The organism is Stenotrophomonas sp. GW821-FHT09E08 (assembly GCF_059416125.1).
Genome location: NZ_JBWKOO010000016.1, coordinates 99,624 through 116,332, shown reverse-complemented (window position 1 = coordinate 116,332; position 16,709 = coordinate 99,624). Strand labels below are relative to the sequence as shown.

13 protein-coding genes and 1 rRNA gene are annotated in these 16,709 nt (G+C 66.1%); 10 read left to right on the top strand and 4 right to left on the bottom strand.

The window, feature by feature from the left end:
* Positions 1-165: 165 nt before the first annotated feature.
* Positions 166-280: ribosomal RNA gene (gene rrf, locus AC07M7_RS17855) — 5S ribosomal RNA — on the top strand.
* A gap of 351 nt (positions 281-631) precedes the next feature.
* On the opposite strand, the gene AC07M7_RS17850 is transcribed toward rrf, so the two are convergent.
* Together AC07M7_RS17850 and AC07M7_RS17845 are read right to left on the bottom strand one after the other, a co-directional pair.
* Entirely contained in the window at positions 632-2,347 is a 1,716-nt protein-coding gene (locus AC07M7_RS17850; RefSeq protein ID WP_495207963.1) for a M28 family metallopeptidase, read from the bottom strand.
* 86 nt (positions 2,348-2,433) lie between these two features.
* Positions 2,434-3,096 carry a DUF4097 family beta strand repeat-containing protein gene (locus AC07M7_RS17845; RefSeq protein WP_447780708.1) on the bottom strand — a complete coding sequence of 221 codons (663 nt, stop codon included), beginning with the start codon at positions 3,094-3,096 and terminating at the stop codon, positions 2,434-2,436.
* A 95-nt stretch (positions 3,097-3,191) separates the two neighbouring features.
* Here AC07M7_RS17845 and AC07M7_RS17840 point away from each other — a divergent pair, with 95 nt between their 5' ends.
* Positions 3,192-4,490 carry a murein hydrolase activator EnvC family protein gene (locus AC07M7_RS17840; protein WP_495207962.1) on the top strand — a complete coding sequence of 433 codons (1,299 nt, stop codon included), beginning with the start codon at positions 3,192-3,194 and terminating at the stop codon, positions 4,488-4,490.
* 108 nt (positions 4,491-4,598) lie between these two features.
* Entirely contained in the window at positions 4,599-6,095 is a 1,497-nt protein-coding gene (locus tag AC07M7_RS17835; RefSeq protein WP_253079360.1) for a S41 family peptidase, read from the top strand.
* Between the two features lie 109 nt (positions 6,096-6,204).
* Here AC07M7_RS17835 and AC07M7_RS17830 read toward each other — a convergent pair whose 3' ends face one another.
* Positions 6,205-6,897 (bottom strand): rhomboid family intramembrane serine protease, encoded by a 693-nt coding sequence (locus AC07M7_RS17830; RefSeq protein ID WP_004138280.1) that lies wholly within the window; start codon positions 6,895-6,897, stop codon positions 6,205-6,207.
* Between the two features lie 226 nt (positions 6,898-7,123).
* Between AC07M7_RS17830 and AC07M7_RS17825 the strand changes: the two genes are divergently transcribed.
* Together AC07M7_RS17825 and pnuC are read left to right on the top strand one after the other, a co-directional pair.
* Positions 7,124-8,473 carry an outer membrane protein transport protein gene (locus AC07M7_RS17825; RefSeq protein ID WP_046983902.1) on the top strand — a complete coding sequence of 450 codons (1,350 nt, stop codon included), beginning with the start codon at positions 7,124-7,126 and terminating at the stop codon, positions 8,471-8,473.
* A gap of 142 nt (positions 8,474-8,615) precedes the next feature.
* The gene (gene pnuC / locus AC07M7_RS17820) at positions 8,616-9,188 is read left to right on the top strand and encodes a nicotinamide riboside transporter PnuC (RefSeq protein ID WP_019338979.1); all 573 of its coding nucleotides are present in this window, start codon (positions 8,616-8,618) and stop codon (positions 9,186-9,188) included.
* A 118-nt stretch (positions 9,189-9,306) separates the two neighbouring features.
* On the opposite strand, the gene putA is transcribed toward pnuC, so the two are convergent.
* Entirely contained in the window at positions 9,307-12,525 is a 3,219-nt protein-coding gene (gene putA, locus AC07M7_RS17815; protein ID WP_495207961.1) for a bifunctional proline dehydrogenase/L-glutamate gamma-semialdehyde dehydrogenase PutA, read from the bottom strand.
* A 274-nt stretch (positions 12,526-12,799) separates the two neighbouring features.
* On the opposite strand from putA, the gene AC07M7_RS17810 reads away from it, so the two are divergent.
* The 5 genes from AC07M7_RS17810 to AC07M7_RS17790 all read left to right on the top strand — a co-directional run bounded on the left by AC07M7_RS17810 (position 12,800) and on the right by AC07M7_RS17790 (position 16,706).
* Positions 12,800-13,276: a DUF2244 domain-containing protein gene (locus tag AC07M7_RS17810; protein WP_495207960.1), complete on the top strand. Its 477-nt coding sequence runs from the start codon at positions 12,800-12,802 to the stop codon at positions 13,274-13,276.
* An 11-nt stretch (positions 13,277-13,287) separates the two neighbouring features.
* A complete protein-coding gene (gene coxB / locus AC07M7_RS17805; protein ID WP_253079362.1) occupies positions 13,288-14,244 on the top strand; it encodes a cytochrome c oxidase subunit II in 957 nt (318 codons plus the stop codon).
* Positions 14,245-14,305: 61 nt separating this feature from the next.
* Positions 14,306-15,913 carry a cytochrome c oxidase subunit I gene (gene ctaD / locus AC07M7_RS17800; protein WP_025878294.1) on the top strand — a complete coding sequence of 536 codons (1,608 nt, stop codon included), beginning with the start codon at positions 14,306-14,308 and terminating at the stop codon, positions 15,911-15,913.
* Positions 15,914-15,921: 8 nt separating this feature from the next.
* Positions 15,922-16,119 carry a hypothetical protein gene (locus AC07M7_RS17795; RefSeq protein ID WP_025878293.1) on the top strand — a complete coding sequence of 66 codons (198 nt, stop codon included), beginning with the start codon at positions 15,922-15,924 and terminating at the stop codon, positions 16,117-16,119.
* Positions 16,116-16,706, top strand: a complete 591-nt coding sequence (locus tag AC07M7_RS17790) for a cytochrome c oxidase assembly protein (RefSeq protein ID WP_426354592.1) — start codon at positions 16,116-16,118, stop codon at positions 16,704-16,706. The genes AC07M7_RS17795 and AC07M7_RS17790 overlap by 4 nt, the downstream gene beginning before the upstream one ends.
* Positions 16,707-16,709: the final 3 nt, after the last annotated feature.

Below are 16,709 nucleotides of genomic sequence, written 5' to 3'. Positions count from 1 at the left end.
CCTAAGCCATGCGAGAGTAGGTCATCGCCAGGGTTTATACCCAAAAACCCCGCTGCTCACGCAGCGGGGTTTTTCTTATTAAGTGAAGGCACTGCTTTTTGAGTGGCTTCCGCCCCGAGGGCAAGATCGCGATGCTGGCGCTGCAAGCGCTGCTGCAACCGTCTCCCTGGTGAAATTAGCGCTATGGAACCACCCGATCCCATCCCGAACTCGGAAGTGAAACGTAGCTGCGCCGATGGTAGTGTGGCCTAAGCCATGCGAGAGTAGGTCATCGCCAGGGTTTACACCCAAAACCCCGCTGCTCACGCAGCGGGGTTTTTCTTTGTGCGCAGGAAATGCGGGTAGTGCCGGCCGCTGGCCGGCAACCCGATGGCGTTACATCACCCGGTAGATCCACGACATGCGTGGATGCCCTCCGCGAGGAATCACGGCGCCAACCAAGGTTGGCAGCTACCTAGGGCAGGCGAACCCACAGTAGATCCACGCAATGCGTGGATGGATTGTTCCCGCAAAGAGCGGCGCCGACCAAGGTTGGCATCTACCACCGCGCTGCAATCGCACGCACAAAAAAGCGGCGCCCTTGCGGGCGCCGCCTTGGATTGCTTCAGTACTGAGTCGAGCAGGCTCGACGCTACTTCGCCGCAGCCGGTGCCTTGTCCTTCATCATTGCATCGCGGGCCGCCTTGAACGGGTTGCCTGCATACCAGTTCGGCCAACGATCGCCGCCGGCCAGTTCCTTGCCGACGCCGTACATCAGCTGCAGGTCTTCGACAGTCCCGTCCAGCTTCCAGGTGGCCGCGTCGAACTCGTCCTTCGGGCCGTGGTAGCGGTTGGCGCCGTAGTCGGCTGCAGCCTTGCGGCCGGCGTCCACGCCACCCTCGCGCAGGTCCTCGCCACCATCGGCGTACAGGGCCGGCACGCCGGCCTTGGCGAAGTTGAAGTGGTCCGAGCGGAAGTAGAAGCCACTCTGCACCGAGGTCTCACCGTGCAGGGTACGGTCCTGGGCCGCGGCCAGCGGCTTGAGAATGTCTTCCAGCTCCGAGCTGCCGAAACCGGTGACAGTCACGTCCTTGGCACGGCCAGCCACCGACATCGCATCGATGTTGATCACGCCGGCGATCTTGTCCAGCGGGAAGGTGGGGTGCGTGACGTAGTACTTCGAACCCAGCAGGCCGGATTCTTCCAGGGTCACCGCCAGGAACACCACCGAACGCTCCGGCTTCGGATCCTGGTGGGCCATTGCTTCAGCCACCTCGAGGATGCCGGCCACGCCGGTCGCATTGTCGACTGCACCGTTGTAGATGTTGTCGCCGGTCTCGCCCTCGTGCTTGCCCAGGTGGTCCCAGTGCGCCATGTACAGCACGGCCTCGTCGGCACGCTTGCTGCCCGGCAGCACGCCCACCACGTTGCGCGACTGCTTCTGCGCGATCTGGCTCTTCAGGTCGACCGCGGCGGTGGCCTTCAGCGGAACCGGCTTGAAGCCGCGCTTGCTGGCGTCCTTGTACGCCTGCGCCAGGTCCAGGCCGGCGCCGGCGAACAGTGCCTTGGCGGCTTCCGCACTCAGCCAGCCCTGCACCGGGATGCGGGCTTCCGGGTCGTCCTTGGCCGGCAGGTCGTACTGCGGGCCCGCCCAGGAGTTCTTCACCACGTCCCAGCCATAGGAGGCGCCGGCGGTGTCGTGCACGATCAGCGCGGCGGCGGCGCCCTTGCGTGCGGCTTCCTCGAACTTGTAGGTCCAGCGGCCGTAGTAGGTCATGCGCTTGCCGTCGAACAGCTTCGCGTCATCGACGTGGAAGCCCGGATCGTTGACGAACATGACGACCGTCTTGCCCTTCCAGTCCTGGCCGGCGTAGTCGTTCCACTTCTGCTCCGGCGCATCGACGCCGTAGCCAACGAACACCAGGTCGCTGGCGTCGACCTTCACCTCGGCCTGGCCGGTACGGGTGCCCACCACCATATCGGTACCGAACTTCAGTTCGGTGGTCTTGCCGCCCTGGGTGATCTTCAGCACGGTCGATTCGTTGGCCGTGGTCTCAGTCATCGGCACGTCCTGGAACCAGCTGTCGCCGTTGCCGGGCTGCAGGCCGATGCGTTGCATCTGGTCACGGATGTAGTTGACCGTCAGTTCTTCGCCCTTGCTACCCGGGGCGCGACCTTCGAATTCATCCGAGGCCAGGGTCTTGACCATCTCGGCGAAGTCCCTGGCGTTGATTTCCGGCGAGAACGAATGGGCGGCCGGCTTCGCAGCGGTGGTGTCGGTGGCCGGCGCGGGCGCCGGAGTATCTTCGCCTTTGCAGGCACTGAGCGCGGCCGCAGCGGCCAGGCACAGGAGGAGTTTGCGGGGCATCGTCGATTCCTGGAAAACAAAGGGCGGCCACACCTCGTGCGTGGCCGGTAACAGCGAGTATCACCGAACCGAACGGCCCGGTGCGCTCAATCCGCCGGAGCGGTTTCGGCGTCGAACGGGATCGGCTCGGCGCCGGTGACCGGCCCGATACGAGCGGTGCGATGCACGTACAGCACCACCTCGCGTTCGAACTGCAGTGGGCCGTTGACCACGGCGTTCGGGCCGATGATCACGCGCGGCTTGCGGCTGGCGGTGAGCGAGACGCTGAAGTTCGGCTTGCGCACATGCACGCCACCGTTCACCTGCGAACCGATGCCGACGGTGATATCGCCGTTGACGGTCTCCACGTCCTTGCCGACGCGGCTTTCGACCAGGCCGATGCCACCGTTCACGGTTTCGACGCCGCCTTCGATCTGGCTGCCACGATCGCTGAAGATGCTGCCGTTGACCGTGCTGACGTCGCCACGGGCGATCACCTCGCGGCCCAGGCGCACGCCGCCGTTGACCGTCTCGATCTGGCCGGTGCGTGCGCGGTCAGCGACCTTCACCCCACCATTGACGGTGTCGATACTGCCGGTCTCGACGCCTTCGCCGACACGGATGCCGCCGTTGACGGTATCCAGTTTGCCGTAGCGCTGGCCGGCGTCGGCGCTGATGCTGCCGTTGACCTTGCTGATGTCTTCCTGGGCCGCAACCGGCCCGGTGGCCAGCAGCACGCCCAACAGCAGCGGAATGGAAAGAGTTTTCATGGGGACCTCGATGGATGTGCGGCTGGCAGGCCGCGTGCGGAGATGTCACCATTCCCTGGTACCCCCTGCAACTGCCTGAAGTCACTGGAAAGCCCTTGCGCGACAACGCCTTCCCATCACGCCGACATCACATCGCCGCCATCCGCGGCGGGCGCTGCCTGCTGTTGGGGCTGACGTTGGCCCTGGCCCTACCGTTGCCCGGTGCTGCGCAGACCACCCGCGAGACCGAGCGCAAGCTGCAGAAGCTGCGCACCGAACTGAAGGGCGTGGCGCAGGAGCGCCGGCAGATCGAAGGGCAGCGCGGCCAGGCATCACAGCAGCTGCGCGAGGCGGATGAGAAGGTGGCCCGCACCGGCCGTGCGCTTGCGCAGACAGAAACCGCGCTGCGCGAGCAGGGAAGGGCCCTGGCCGAGGCCGAACAACGCCGCAGCACGCTGCAGGCCAACCTCGCCCAGCAACATCGCGAGCTGGCCGGCCTGCTGCGTGCGGCCTACCAGCTGGGCAACCACGCACCGTTGAAGCTGCTGCTGTCGCAGGACACGGTGGCCGATGCCAATCGCGCCCTGGCCTACCACCGCTACCTGCAGCGCGAGCGGGCAAAGCGCATCACCGCGCTGACTGCTGACCTGAAGGAGCTGGAGGCGCTGCAGGCGCAGATCACTGAGCGCAAGCAGAAGCTGCAGGGCGCGCAGCAGGACCAGAAGCAGCAGGCAGCGGCCTTGGAAGTCGACCGCCGCGATCGCGCAAAGACTGTTGCCTCGCTGGACGAGCGCTTCAAGGACCAGCGCGAGAAAGAACAGGCGCTGGGCCAGGATGCCAAGGCGCTGGAAACGCTGCTGGCCAATCTGCGTGCGGCCGCCGCCCGTGCCGAGGCCGAGCGTCGCGCGGCTGCGCGCCGTGCGGCAGCGGAGAAGGCCGCTGCCGAACGTGCGGCACGGCAGGCCGCCGCGCAGGGCCGGCCGCCGCCGCCCACCAAGGTGCCGCCTGCCGTGGCCTCGGCGCCCGCCCCGAAGGTAGGAGGCCTGGGCTGGCCGTTGTCCGGCAATCTGCTGGCGCGCTATGGCGGCAAGTTGCCTGACGGTCGCACCAGCAGCGGTGTGCTGATCGGCGCACCGGCCGGTAGTACCGTTACTGCGGTGGCCGATGGCACCGTGGTGTTCTCCGACTGGATGACCGGCTACGGCATGATCCTGATCGTCGACCACGGCAACGGCTACATGAGCCTGTATGCCCACAACGACACCCTGCTGAAGGATGCCGGTGCCCGGGTCAGTCGTGGCGACGCGGTGGCCAAGGTCGGTAATTCCGGCGGCCAGGGCGTGACCGCGCTGTACTTCGAGCTGCGGCGTGGCGGGCAGCCGGTCAATCCGGACAGCTGGCTGCAGCGGCGCTGAATCCAGCGCTACCGCAGGCATGGCGGATTCAACGGGAATTTAGCTGTGCTTCGCGCATAATCGGCGCATGTGCCTTGGGCACGATGCCATCGTCGACAGGAGTGATCCATGCGCGCAGCCCGTACCGCCACCCTCTTGCTGGCTCTGTTGCCAGCGCTGTCCTGGGCGCAGCAGACCGCGCCCGCCCCGAGCCAGGAAACCAGCGGGCAGGCGGCGAACAGCGAGGAGGCGGTGACCTCGAAGGTACCGCTGGAGGAGATCCGCCGTTTCGTGGCCGTGTACAACGCGGTGCGTGCTGCCTACGTCGACCCGGTCGATGACAAGAAGCTGATGCAGTCGGCGGTGCGCGGCCTGCTGCTCGACCTTGATCCGCACAGCACCTATTTCAACAAGGAAGACGCGCAGGCTTTCGACGAACAGGCCAGCGGCGCCTACGAAGGCATCGGCGTGGAGCTGCAGCAGCAGCCGGACAACGCCAGCATGAAGGTGATCGCGCCGATCGACGACACGCCGGCGGCCAAGGCCGGCATCCTCGCTGGTGACCTGATCATCGCCATCGATGGCAAGCCGATCAGCGCGATCGACGCCAGCGAGCCGCTGCGGGGCGCCGCCGGAAGCAAGGTGGTGCTGACGATCGTGCGCGAGGGCAAGCCGAAGCCGTTCGATGTCAGCCTCACCCGCCAGACCATCCGCGTGACCAGCGTGAAGAGCCGCATGCTCGAACCGGGTTACGCCTACATCCGCCTGAGCACCTTCCAGGCCGATACCGGTTCTGATTTCCAGAAGCACGTGCAGCAGCTGCAGAAGCAGTCCGGTGGCCAGCTCAAGGGTCTGGTGCTGGATCTGCGCAGCAACCCGGGTGGCCTGCTGACCGCTGCCGTGCAGGTGGCCGATGATCTGCTCGACAAGGGCAATATCGTCAGCACCCGTGGCCGCATCAGCATCAGCGATGCCCGTTTCGACGCGACCCCGGGCGACCTGCTCAAGGGCGCACCGGTGGTGGTGCTGGTCGACGCCGGTTCGGCCAGTGCTTCGGAAGTGCTGGCCGGCGCGCTGCGCGACAACAAGCGTGCGCGCGTGGTCGGCAGCCGCACCTTCGGCAAGGGCTCGGTGCAGACCGTGCTGCCGTTGGACAATGGTGATTCGGTGAAGCTGACTACCGCGCGTTACTACACGCCCAGCGGCAAGTCGATCCAGGCCACCGGCATCGTGCCGGAGGTCGAGCTGAAGCCTGCGGCGCGCCCGGAAGACGAGGCGCTGCCGGCCAGCCTGAGCGACTACAGTGAAGCGACCCTGCCCGGTCACCTGCGCGGCGACGACGAAGGCACCGAGGGTTATCACGCAGGCGCAGTACTGCCGGGCGATGGCCCGATCAACGACGCGCTGGCCGAGCTGAAGAATCCCGGTTCGGTGGCTGCACGGTTGAAGGCCGATGCAGCCAAGGCCGCTGCGGCCAAGGCTGCGAAAACGGCGGCCGCGAAGCCGGAGGCCACGCCGGATGCAAAGGCCGAGCCGAAGCCGGAGGCCACGCCGGATGCGAAGGCCGAGCCGAAGGCGGAGAGCAAGCCGGAAGCAAAGCCCGCTCCGGCCCCGGTCAAGCCCTGACGGTAGTGCCGGGCCATGCCCGGCGACGAAACCCGCAGTCGAGCACGCTTGACGCTACGAACGAGCGGGTGAGCGTGGAGCCGGCCAGCGGCCGGCACCACCGGACCGGTCAGAACCCGTGGCGCTTGCGCAGCTTGCGGGCGATCGCGGCGCGCACGTAGACCCCGTACACCAGGCCGAACATGAAGCCACCGATGTGCGCCCACCAGGCGACCATGCCGAAGCTCGGGCCGATGTGGGCGAACACCACCTGCAGTGCGGCCCAGACGCCGATCAGCAGGTAGGCCGGGGCGCGCACGAACTCCAGGAACAGGCCGAGCGGGATCACCACGCCCAGCCGCGCGCCCGGGAACAGCGCCAGGTAGGCGCCGATCAAGGCCGAGACCGCGCCGCTGGCGCCGATGATGATCTGGTCCGGGCTGCCCATGGTGTAGATCGCCACCAGGTTGGAGACCGCACCGCCGACCAGGAACAGCAGCAGCAACCGCCACGGGCCCAGCACCCGTTCGGCGGGCAGGCCGAAGATCAACAGGAACACCAGGTTGCCCAGCAGGTGTGACCAGTCGGCGTGCAGGAACAGGGCCGTGAACAGCCGCAGCACGCTGCCGTCCTGCAGGGTCGCCCACCAGTCCAGCGGATGGGTCAGGCCGGTGGACAGGGCGCCCCAGTCCAGCCAGAGGCTGCCCCGGGCGTCGTCCGGACGCGAGATCGACCACAGGAACGCCAGCCATAGTGCCGCAAACAGCACGGGCGTGGCCCAGCGCAGGGCCGCCTTCTTGCGCGACGGGAGGGAGACGAACATGGGCAATAGCCTAGCGTGCGGGCGCCTGCGGCGGGATTTGTCCTGTTCAGCTTTTGAGACGAAAAAAGCGCCTGCGCTGTTATTGTTTCATTAACAGCTCTGGGTAATACTCGCATACGGCGTCGTATGTCGGGAGGGGAATCCGGCGCGCTCCGAAGGGCCCCAGGGCCTGCCGGGCGCAGGCGCACTCAGAGCACCATCACCGCTTACCGGAGAGAGAACTACGATGCAAACCGCTTCCACCATTGCCCGACTGACCCTGCTGGCCGTCGGCGTTGCCGGTGCGCTGGCCGCCGCCGATGCCAACGCTGCCGCCTTCCAGCTGAAGGAAAACAGCGCCAAGGGCCTCGGCCGCGCGTTCGCCGGTTCCGGCAGCGCCGAGGGCGACGCCTCCATCATCGCCGTCAACCCGGCCGGCATGCGCCAGCTGGAAGGCACGATGGTCCAGGGCGACCTGAGCGCCATCAGCTTCAAGGCCGAGTTCAAGGGCCAGGGCCGCAATGCGGCAGGCCGCCCGCAGACCGGTGGTGACGGCGGCGACGCCGGCATGATCGCTCCGGTTCCGGCCGCGTACTTCCACATGCCGGTCGGCGAGAAGGCCCACTTCGGTGTGTCGCTGACCGCACCGTTCGGCTTCAAGACCGAATACGACAACGGTTGGGTCGGTCGCTACAGCGGCCTGAAGACCGACCTGAAGGCCATCGACCTCGGCTTCGCCGCATCGTATGACGTCAACCCGTACGTGTCCTTCGGCGCGTCGGTGTTCGTCGAGCACCTGACCATCGAGCTGAGCAACGCCGTCGACTACGGCAGCATCCTGGCCGGCGCCGGTGCTCCGGGCTTCGCCCCGGGCAGTTCGGATGGCACCCTGAAGATCGAGGGTGACAACAATGCCGTGGGCTGGACCGTTGGTGGCCTGTTCTCGATCGACGAGAACACCCACATCGGCCTGAGCTACCGTTCCAAGGTCGAGCACAAGATCACCGGTGGTGATGCGACCTTCAGCGGCGCCGACCGCGCCCGTTCCCTGCTGACCAACTCGCCGCGTACTCGCGGTTGGTTCATGGACACCAGCGGCAAGGCCACGGTGACCATGCCGGCCTCGGCCACCCTGAGCGTGACCCACAAGGTCAACGACCGCTGGACCGTGATGGGCGACGTGACCCGTACCGCCTGGTCGACCGCGTTTGACAGCGTGACCGTTGACTACGCTTCGCCGCAGCCCGATTCGGTTCTGGAGTTCGGCTACCGCGACACCACCTTCGTGTCGCTGGGCGCCGACTACAAGCTGAGCGACACCGTCACCCTGCGCGGTGGTGTTGCACTGGACCAGACCCCGACCACCGACGCCCACCGCGACGTCCGCGTGCCGGATACCAGCCGCAAGTGGCTGTCGCTGGGCGTGGGCTGGACCCCGTCGCAGAACACCGAGTGGAACATTGGTTATACCCACCTGTTCACCAGCGATCCGAACGTGAACGTGCCGGCGACCACCGCCAACCAGGGCAACTCGCTGTCGGGCAAGTACAAGGTCCGTGGCGACGTGCTGGCAGCTTCGTTCCAGTACAAGTTCTGATTCGGGCTTCCGCCTGACGCAGTACACGGAAGGCCCCGCGCAAGCGGGGCCTTCTTCTTTTGTGGCCTCGGGTCATCCACGCGTGGCGTGGGTCTACTGAAGAGCACCGCCATCCACGGCATGGATCCATGACAATAGCGCCATGAACCTGTCCGACCCGAACTTCCAGCTGGAGCTGGCTGCCAACATCGCCGTCGCCGGCTCGATCCTGCTGGCCGGCCGCAACAACGTGCACACCTGGTGGCTGGGCATCGTCGGCTGTGCGCTGTTTGCCGCGGTGTTCGAGCGCTCGCATCTGTATGCCGACATGGTGCTGCAGTTCTTCTTCATCGCCATCAGCGTGCTGGGCTGGTGGCAGTGGCTGCGCGGCGACCATGGTGCGCCGCTGCCGATCACCTCGCTGCGACCACGTGCATGGGCCTGGCTGGCGCCGCTGGCGGTGGTGGCGACCTTCGGCTACGGCTGGATGCTGACCCGCCTGACCAATGCCTATGCGCCGTACATCGATTCGGCGGTGCTGGTGCTGAGCGTGATCGCGCAGATCCTGATGATGCGGCGCAAGCTGGAATCGTGGTGGGTGTGGCTGCTGGTGAATACCGTTGCGGTGCCGCTGTACTACAGCCGTGGCCTGCACCTGACCTCGATCCTGTACGTGGGCTTCTGGATCAACGCGCTGGTGGCATTGCGCCACTGGCGCAATCTGATGCGGGTGTAGCGCCGAGCCCATGCTCGGCTGCACCGTGCAAGCTGAGCATTGGCTCGGCGCTACAGGAAACAAGGCACAAAAAACCCCGCTTTCGCGGGGTTTTTCGTTTACCGAATGACGCCTGGAATCAGTCGCCCAGGGTCAGCAGCGAGGCGTTGCCGCCGGCGGCGGTGGTGTTCACCGTCACCGTCTTTTCGGTGGCGAAGCGCAGCAGGTAGTGCGGGCCGCCGGCCTTCGGACCGGTGCCGGACAGGCCCTGGCCGCCGAACGGCTGCACGCCGACCACCGCACCGATCTGGTTGCGGTTGACGTAGACGTTGCCGACGTGAACGCCGTTGCTGATGCGGTCGACGGTTTCGTCGATGCGCGAATGCACGCCCAGGGTCAGGCCATAGCCGGTGGCGTTGATCTGGTCGATCACCGCGTCGAGCTGGTCGCCCTTCCAGCGGATCACGTGCAGCACCGGCCCGAAGATTTCCTTCTGTAGCTGGCCCAGGTCCTTCAGTTCGTACGCACGCGGTGCGAAGAAGGTGCCGTTGGCCGCTTCGGCGGACAGTTCGGCCGCAGCGATCAGGCGCGCTTCGCGATCCATGCGCACGGCGTGGTCCTGCAGGATCTTCAGTGCATCGGCGTCGATCACCGGGCCGACGTCAGTGGACAGCAGGCCGGGGTTGCCGACCTTCAGTTCCTTCATCGCACCGGCCAGCATGGTCATCACCTTGTCGGCGATGTCGTCCTGCACGAACAGCACGCGCGCGGCCGAGCAGCGCTGGCCGGCCGAGGTGAAGGCCGAACCAATCGCATCCTTGACCAGCTGTTCCGGCAGCGCCGAGGAGTCGGCGATGAAGGCGTTCTGGCCACCGGTTTCGGCAATCAGCACGCCGATGGCGGCGTCACGTGCGGCCATCGCGCGGTTGATCGCACGGGCGGTGTCGGTGGAGCCGGTGAAGGCCACGCCGGCCACGCGCGGGTCGGCGGTCAGCGCAGCACCGACGGTGGCGCCATCGCCCGGCAGGTACTGCACCACGTCAGCCGGCACGCCGGCATCGTGCAGCAGCTTCACTGCGTAGTAGCCGATCAGGTTGGTCTGCTCGGCCGGCTTGGCGATCACGCTGTTGCCGGCGGCCAGTGCGGCAGCCACCTGGCCGAGGAAGATCGCCAGCGGGAAGTTCCACGGGCTGATGCAGACGAACACGCCGCGGCCGTGCAGCTGCAGCTCGTTGGATTCACCGGTAGGGCTGGGCAGCTTCTCGGCGTGGCTGAACTGCTCGCGTGCCTGCTTGGCGTAGTAGCGCAGGAAATCCACGGCTTCGCGCACTTCGGCGATACCGTCGGGCAGGCTCTTGCCGGCTTCCTTCACGCACAGCGCCATGAATTCCGGCATGCGCGCTTCCAGCTGGTCGGCGGCGTGCTCGAGGATGGCAGCGCGGCTGGCCGCCGGGGTGCGGTTCCAGGCCGGCTGTGCGGCCACGGCATTGGCCAGTGCCTTCTGCACGGTGGCGGCATCGGCGGCCTGCCACTGGCCGACCACCTCGCGGGTATCGGCGGGGTTGGTCACCGGCTGTGCGGCGCCGGCCGGGTTGGCACCCGGCACCAGCGGCGCGGCCGACCAGGGCTTCACTGCAGCGTTGAGCTGCTCGGCCAGGGCGCGCAGTTCGTTGTCGTTGGCGAGGTTGGCGCCCATGGAGTTCTTCCTGTCGTGGTTCTGGCTGCGCAGCAGGTCAACCGGCAGCGGGATCTTGGGGTGCGGAATCGATTCGAACGAGGACACCATCTCGACCGGATCGCGGATCAGGTCGGCGATCGGCACGCGCTCGTCGGTGATGCGGTTGACGAAGCTGGAGTTGGCGCCGTTTTCCAGCAGGCGACGCACCAGGTACGGCAGCAGGTCTTCATGCGAGCCGACCGGCGCGTATACGCGGCAGGGCAGGCCAAGGCGATCGGCCGGCACTACTTCGGCGTACAGGTCATCGCCCATGCCGTGCAGCTTCTGGTGCTCGTAGACGCCACCATTGGCGATGCTGCGAACTGCGGCGATGGTGTGCGCGTTGTGCGTGGCGAACATCGGGTAGATCGCGTCGGCATGGGTAAACAGACGCTTGGCACACGCCAGGTAGGACACGTCGGTATTCTGCTTGCGGGTGAACACCGGGTAGCCGGCATAGCCTTCGATCTGCGCGCGCTTGATCTCGGCGTCCCAGTAGGCACCCTTGACCAGGCGCACCTGCAGGCGACGACCGGCGCGGCGCGCCATGTCGGCCAGGTGATCGATCGTGTACGGCGTACGCTTCTGGTAAGCCTGCACGACCACGCCGAAGCCATCCCAGCCGGCCAGCGAGGCATCGCCGAACACCTGCTCGATGATGTCCAGCGACAGTTCCAGGCGATCGGACTCTTCGGCGTCGACGGTGCAGCCGATGCCGTAGCTCTTGGCCAGCTGTGCCAGTTCCAGCACGCCTGGTACCAGGTCCTTCAGCACGCGCTCGCGCTTGGCGTGCTCGTAGCGCGGGTACAGCGCCGACAGCTTGATGGAGATGCCCGGAGCGTTGTTGACGTCGCCGTCCGGGCGGCCACCGCGGGCCTTGTGGTCACCACCGATGGCGTGGATCGCACGACGGTAGTCCTCCAGGTAGCGCAGCGCGTCCTTCATGGTCAGCGCGCCTTCGCCCAGCATGTCGAAGGAGTAGCGGTAGCTGGCGTTGTCGCCCTTGTGCGAGCGCGACAGTGCTTCGCTGATGGTGCGGCCCATGACGAACTGGTGGCCCATGATCTTCATCGCCTGGCGCACGGCCAGGCGCACCACCGGTTCACCCACGCGGCCGACCAGGCGCTTGAACGCGCTGGGCGCATCAGCGCGGGTGGCATCGTTCATCTGCACCAGCTTGCCAGTCAGCATCAGGCCCCAGGTGGAGGCGTTGACCAGCACCGAGTCGCTGCCGCCCAGGTGCTTTTCCCAGTCGGCATCGGCCAGCTTGTCGCGGATCAGCTTGTCGGCGGTGTCCTGGTCCGGAATGCGCAGCAGCGCTTCGGCCACGCACATCAGCAGCACGCCTTCCTCGCTGCCCAGGTCGTACTGGCGCATGAAGGCTTCGATCGCCCCCTGGTCCTTGGCGCGCACGCGCACCCGGCCGACCAGATCGGCGGCCAGCGCCTGCACCTTGGCCTGTTCCTCGGCGGGCAGGCGGGCCTGCGCCAGCAGTTCGCGCACGTGGCTGGCCTCGTCCTTCAACCAGCCATCGGTGATGGCCTGGCGGAACGGGTTGGGGGACGCCGGCAGTTCCGGCGACAGCAGCGCGCCGGGACGCGGAGCGTCGCTGGCGGCAGGGGAGGAGAAGGGTGCGTTCATGCCGGTCCGGCCAATGGAAAACTTGGCGATTTTAATCATTTTTGCGTCTTGGGGAAGTGCCCCGCAGCCACCTTCGTGAAGGGCTGATAGCCCCTAACGGTGGTGGGTTCAGCCTGTTCAGAAAGTCCTGCAGAATTTGTGCCGAATTCGTCATTCGCGTTGCCGGGGTCATGCTGTGTTGCAGCATCGGAAAAAGTGTGAATGCACCCTTGCTACTGGCGAGAGGGCGGGGCTACCATCGAGACGTTTCCCGCGGCAGGAACGCGGTTGCGACATGATCGAGGTGCTTACAGCTCCAGATGGATCAGGTACGCAGCTGCGACTGCGTCCCCCACGGGCGCTCGATGCCCGGCAGTTCGTCCTGTTGTTTGCTGTGTTGTCGGGAGCGATGTGGCTGGTGTCCGCCCTGGGGTGGTTGGCCGGCAATGCATTCGCCCCCCTGTTCGCGCTGCTGTACAGCCTGCTGTTGGCAGTCGCGTTGCGCGCGTTGTGGCGCAGCGGTGAACGGCAGGAGGAGATCCGGGTAGTGCCAGCGTGCGTGGAGGTCATCCCCGTACCTGGTGGATCGCCGGTGTTCCGGGCTCATCCGCACTGGGTGCGCCTGCTCACCGACGACCAGAGGGTCCGGCTGGCATCCAGCGGCCGGCAGGTGGAGGTGGGGAGTTTCCTCGCGCCGGCCGAACGTCAAACGCTTGTTGAAACGCTTGAAGATTTGCTCGCCGCCAGCGATGGCGGCAACCGACGACGCTAAGGGTCTAGGCAATGAAGCAAAGCAGAGGGTGGGGCACGAAGTGCGTTGCAATGGTCGCCACGATGGCGGCCCTGCTGTCGATGCCGGGGACGGCACTGGCCCAGGCGGCCGATCCAAAGCCGTGGCAGCTGAACATGGGCAAGGGGGTGACCCAGACCTCACGCCTGGCCTGGGAATCGAACAATCTCTCGCTGATCGTCTGTACGGTGATCGGCGTGATCGTGTTCGGCGCCATGGCCTACGCCATGTTCAAGTTCCGCAAGTCGAAAGGCGCGGTGGCCGCCACCTTCAGCCACAACACCAAGGCCGAAATCATCTGGACAGTGATCCCGGTGATCATCCTGGTGGTGATGGCGTGGCCGGCCACGGCCAACCTGATCAAGATGTACGACACCCGCGATGCCGAGATGACCGTGAAGGTCACCGGTTACCAGTGGATGTGGAAGTACGAATACCTCGGTGAGAACGTCACCTTCACCAGCCGCCTGGACCGTGAATCCGATCGCATGCGGCAGAGCGGCAAGGTGCCGACCCGCGAGAGCCATCCGCATTACCTGCTGGACGTGGACAACCGGCTGGTGTTGCCGGTTGATACCAAGGTGCGCTTCGTCATCACCTCCGACGACGTGATCCACGCCTGGTGGGTACCGGCGCTGGGCTGGAAGCAGGACGCCATCCCCGGTTTCATCAATGAAGCCTGGACCAGCATCGAGCAGCCCGGTGTCTACCGCGGCCAGTGCGCGGAGCTGTGCGGCAAGGACCATGGCTTCATGCCGATCGTGGTCGAGGCGGTGTCCAAGGAAGAATTCAAGCAGTGGCTGGCGCAGCGCAAACCCGCGCCTGCACCGGCAGCGCCTGCCGCGCCCGCCGAACCCACCGCACCTGCCAGTGAAACGCCGGCGCAGCCGGCGGCACCGGCAGCCGCCGAGGCCGGCAACGCGCCTGCGGCGGCGGCCAGCGGAGCCTGATGTAACTGCCCGCGGCCGTATCGCGGCTGCGGCGACAACCGATCCTGAGAGGTGTTTTGCAATGGCGCACTCGGCAGTTGGGCACGACGATCACCATCACCCGCAGAGCTTCTTCGAGCGTTGGTTCTTCTCGACCAACCACAAGGACATCGGCACGCTGTACCTGGGTTTCAGCTTCATCATGTTCGTCATCGGCGCGTTCATGAGCGTGCTGATCCGGCTGGAACTGGCCCAGCCCGGCATCCAGTACATCCGTCCGGAAATCTTCAACCAGCTGACCACCGTACACGCGCTGGTGATGATCTTCGGCGGGGTGATGCCGGCCTTCGTCGGCCTGGCCAACTGGATGATCCCACTGCAGATCGGCGCGCCGGACATGGCGCTGCCGCGCATGAACAACTGGTCGTTCTGGCTGCTGCCGGTGGCCTTCAGCCTGCTGCTGCTGACCTTCCTGCTGCCCGGTGGCGCGCCGGCCGGTGGCTGGACGCTGTACCCGCCGCTGTCGCTGCAGGGCGGCTACAACGTGGCGTTCACCGTGTTCGCCATCCACGTGGCCGGCATCAGTTCGATCATGGGCGCGATCAACATCATCGCCACGGTGCTGAACATGCGCGCGCCCGGCATCGACCTGCTGAAGATGCCGATCTTCTGCTGGGCCTGGCTGATTACCGCGTTCCTGCTGATCGCAGTGATGCCGGTGCTGGCCGGTGCGGTGACGATGCTGCTCACCGACAAGTTCTTCGGCACCAGCTTCTTCAATGCGGCCGGTGGTGGTGACCCGGTGATGTTCCAGCACATCTTCTGGTTCTTCGGCCATCCCGAGGTCTACATCATGATCCTGCCCGCCTTCGGCGTGGTCAGCGAGATCATCCCGACCTTCAGCCGCAAGCCGCTGTTCGGCTACCAGGCGATGGTCTACGCCACTGCGGCGATCGCGTTCCTGTCGTTCATCGTCTGGGCCCACCACATGTTCACCGTGGGCATGCCGCTGGGCGGCGAGATCTACTTCATGTTCGCCACCATGCTGATCTCGATCCCGACCGGCGTGAAGGTGTTCAACTGGGTCAGCACGATGTGGCGTGGCTCGCTGACGTTCGAGGCGCCGATGTTGTGGTCGGTGGCCTTCGTGATCCTGTTCACCATCGGCGGGTTCTCCGGCCTGATGCTGGCCATCGTGGCGGCTGACTTCCAGTACCACGACACCTACTTCGTGGTCGCCCACTTCCACTACGTGCTGGTGACCGGCGCGGTGTTCGCGCTGATCGCGGCGGTGTACTACTGGTGGCCGAAGTGGACTGGGCGCATGTACAGCGAGAAGTGGGCCAAGGTGCACTTCTGGTGGTCGATCGTGTTCGTCAACCTGCTGTTCTTCCCGCAGCATTTCCTGGGCCTGGCCGGCATGCCGCGCCGCATCCCCGATTACTCGGTGGCGTTCGCCGACTGGAACCTGATCAGCTCGATCGGTGCGTTCGGCATGTTCGCCACGCCGTTCATGATGGCTGCGATCCTGCTGTCCTCGCTGCGCAATGGCGAGAAGGCCGAGGCCCGCTCCTGGGAAGGTGCGCGCGGCCTGGAATGGACGCTGCCGTCGCCGGCACCGGCGCACACCTTCACCACGCCGCCAACGATCCGCCCGGGCGACCTGGCGCACGACGATATCGGTCATTGAGGTGATGCATGCATAACGAGAGCCCGATCACCCCGGCCAGAGCCGAGCCACGCTTGGCCGCAAGCGCATCGCCAGGCCAGCGGCCGGGCACCGCGCCGCTTTATGCGGAGCAGCGCCAGCGCGCCAGGCGCACCGCGCTGTGGGTGGGCGCGATCGCCGTACTGGTCTACGTCGGTTTCATCCTCAGCGGCGTGATCGGTCGATGAGCGAAACGCCGACCACCGCTCCGTCACGCAGCGCCGGCCTGCCGCGCCTGATCGGCGTTGCGGTGGTGGTGTTCCTGCTGACGTTCTCGCTGGTACCGCTGTATCGCATCGCCTGCGAGAAGGTATTCGGCGTGCGCCTGGAACGTGGCCCGGGCAGCGAAGCCAGTACCGGTGCTGCCACCGGCAAGCGCACCGTGCGGGTGGAATTCGATGGTGGCGTCAATTCGCGGCTGCCGTGGTCGTTCCATCCCGAGCAGCTGACCATGGATGTGGTGCCTGGCGAGCTCAACGAGGCGCTGTACTTCGCCCGCAACGACAGCCAGCAGGCCGTGGTCGGCAGCGCAGTGCCGTCGGTGGCGCCGGCACGCGCGTCCGGGTTCTTCAGCAAGACCGAGTGCTTCTGCTTCACCGCGCAGACCCTGCAGGCCGGCGAGAAGCGTGACATGCCGGTGCGCTTCATCGTCGATCCGGACCTGCCGCCGGAAATCCGCACGATCACTTTGTCCTACACCTTCTACCGCAACGATGCGTTGTCCGATCGGTTGGCGCCCGCCGCCACGTCGGAAGGCGCCCACGCTGCTCCCTGACCC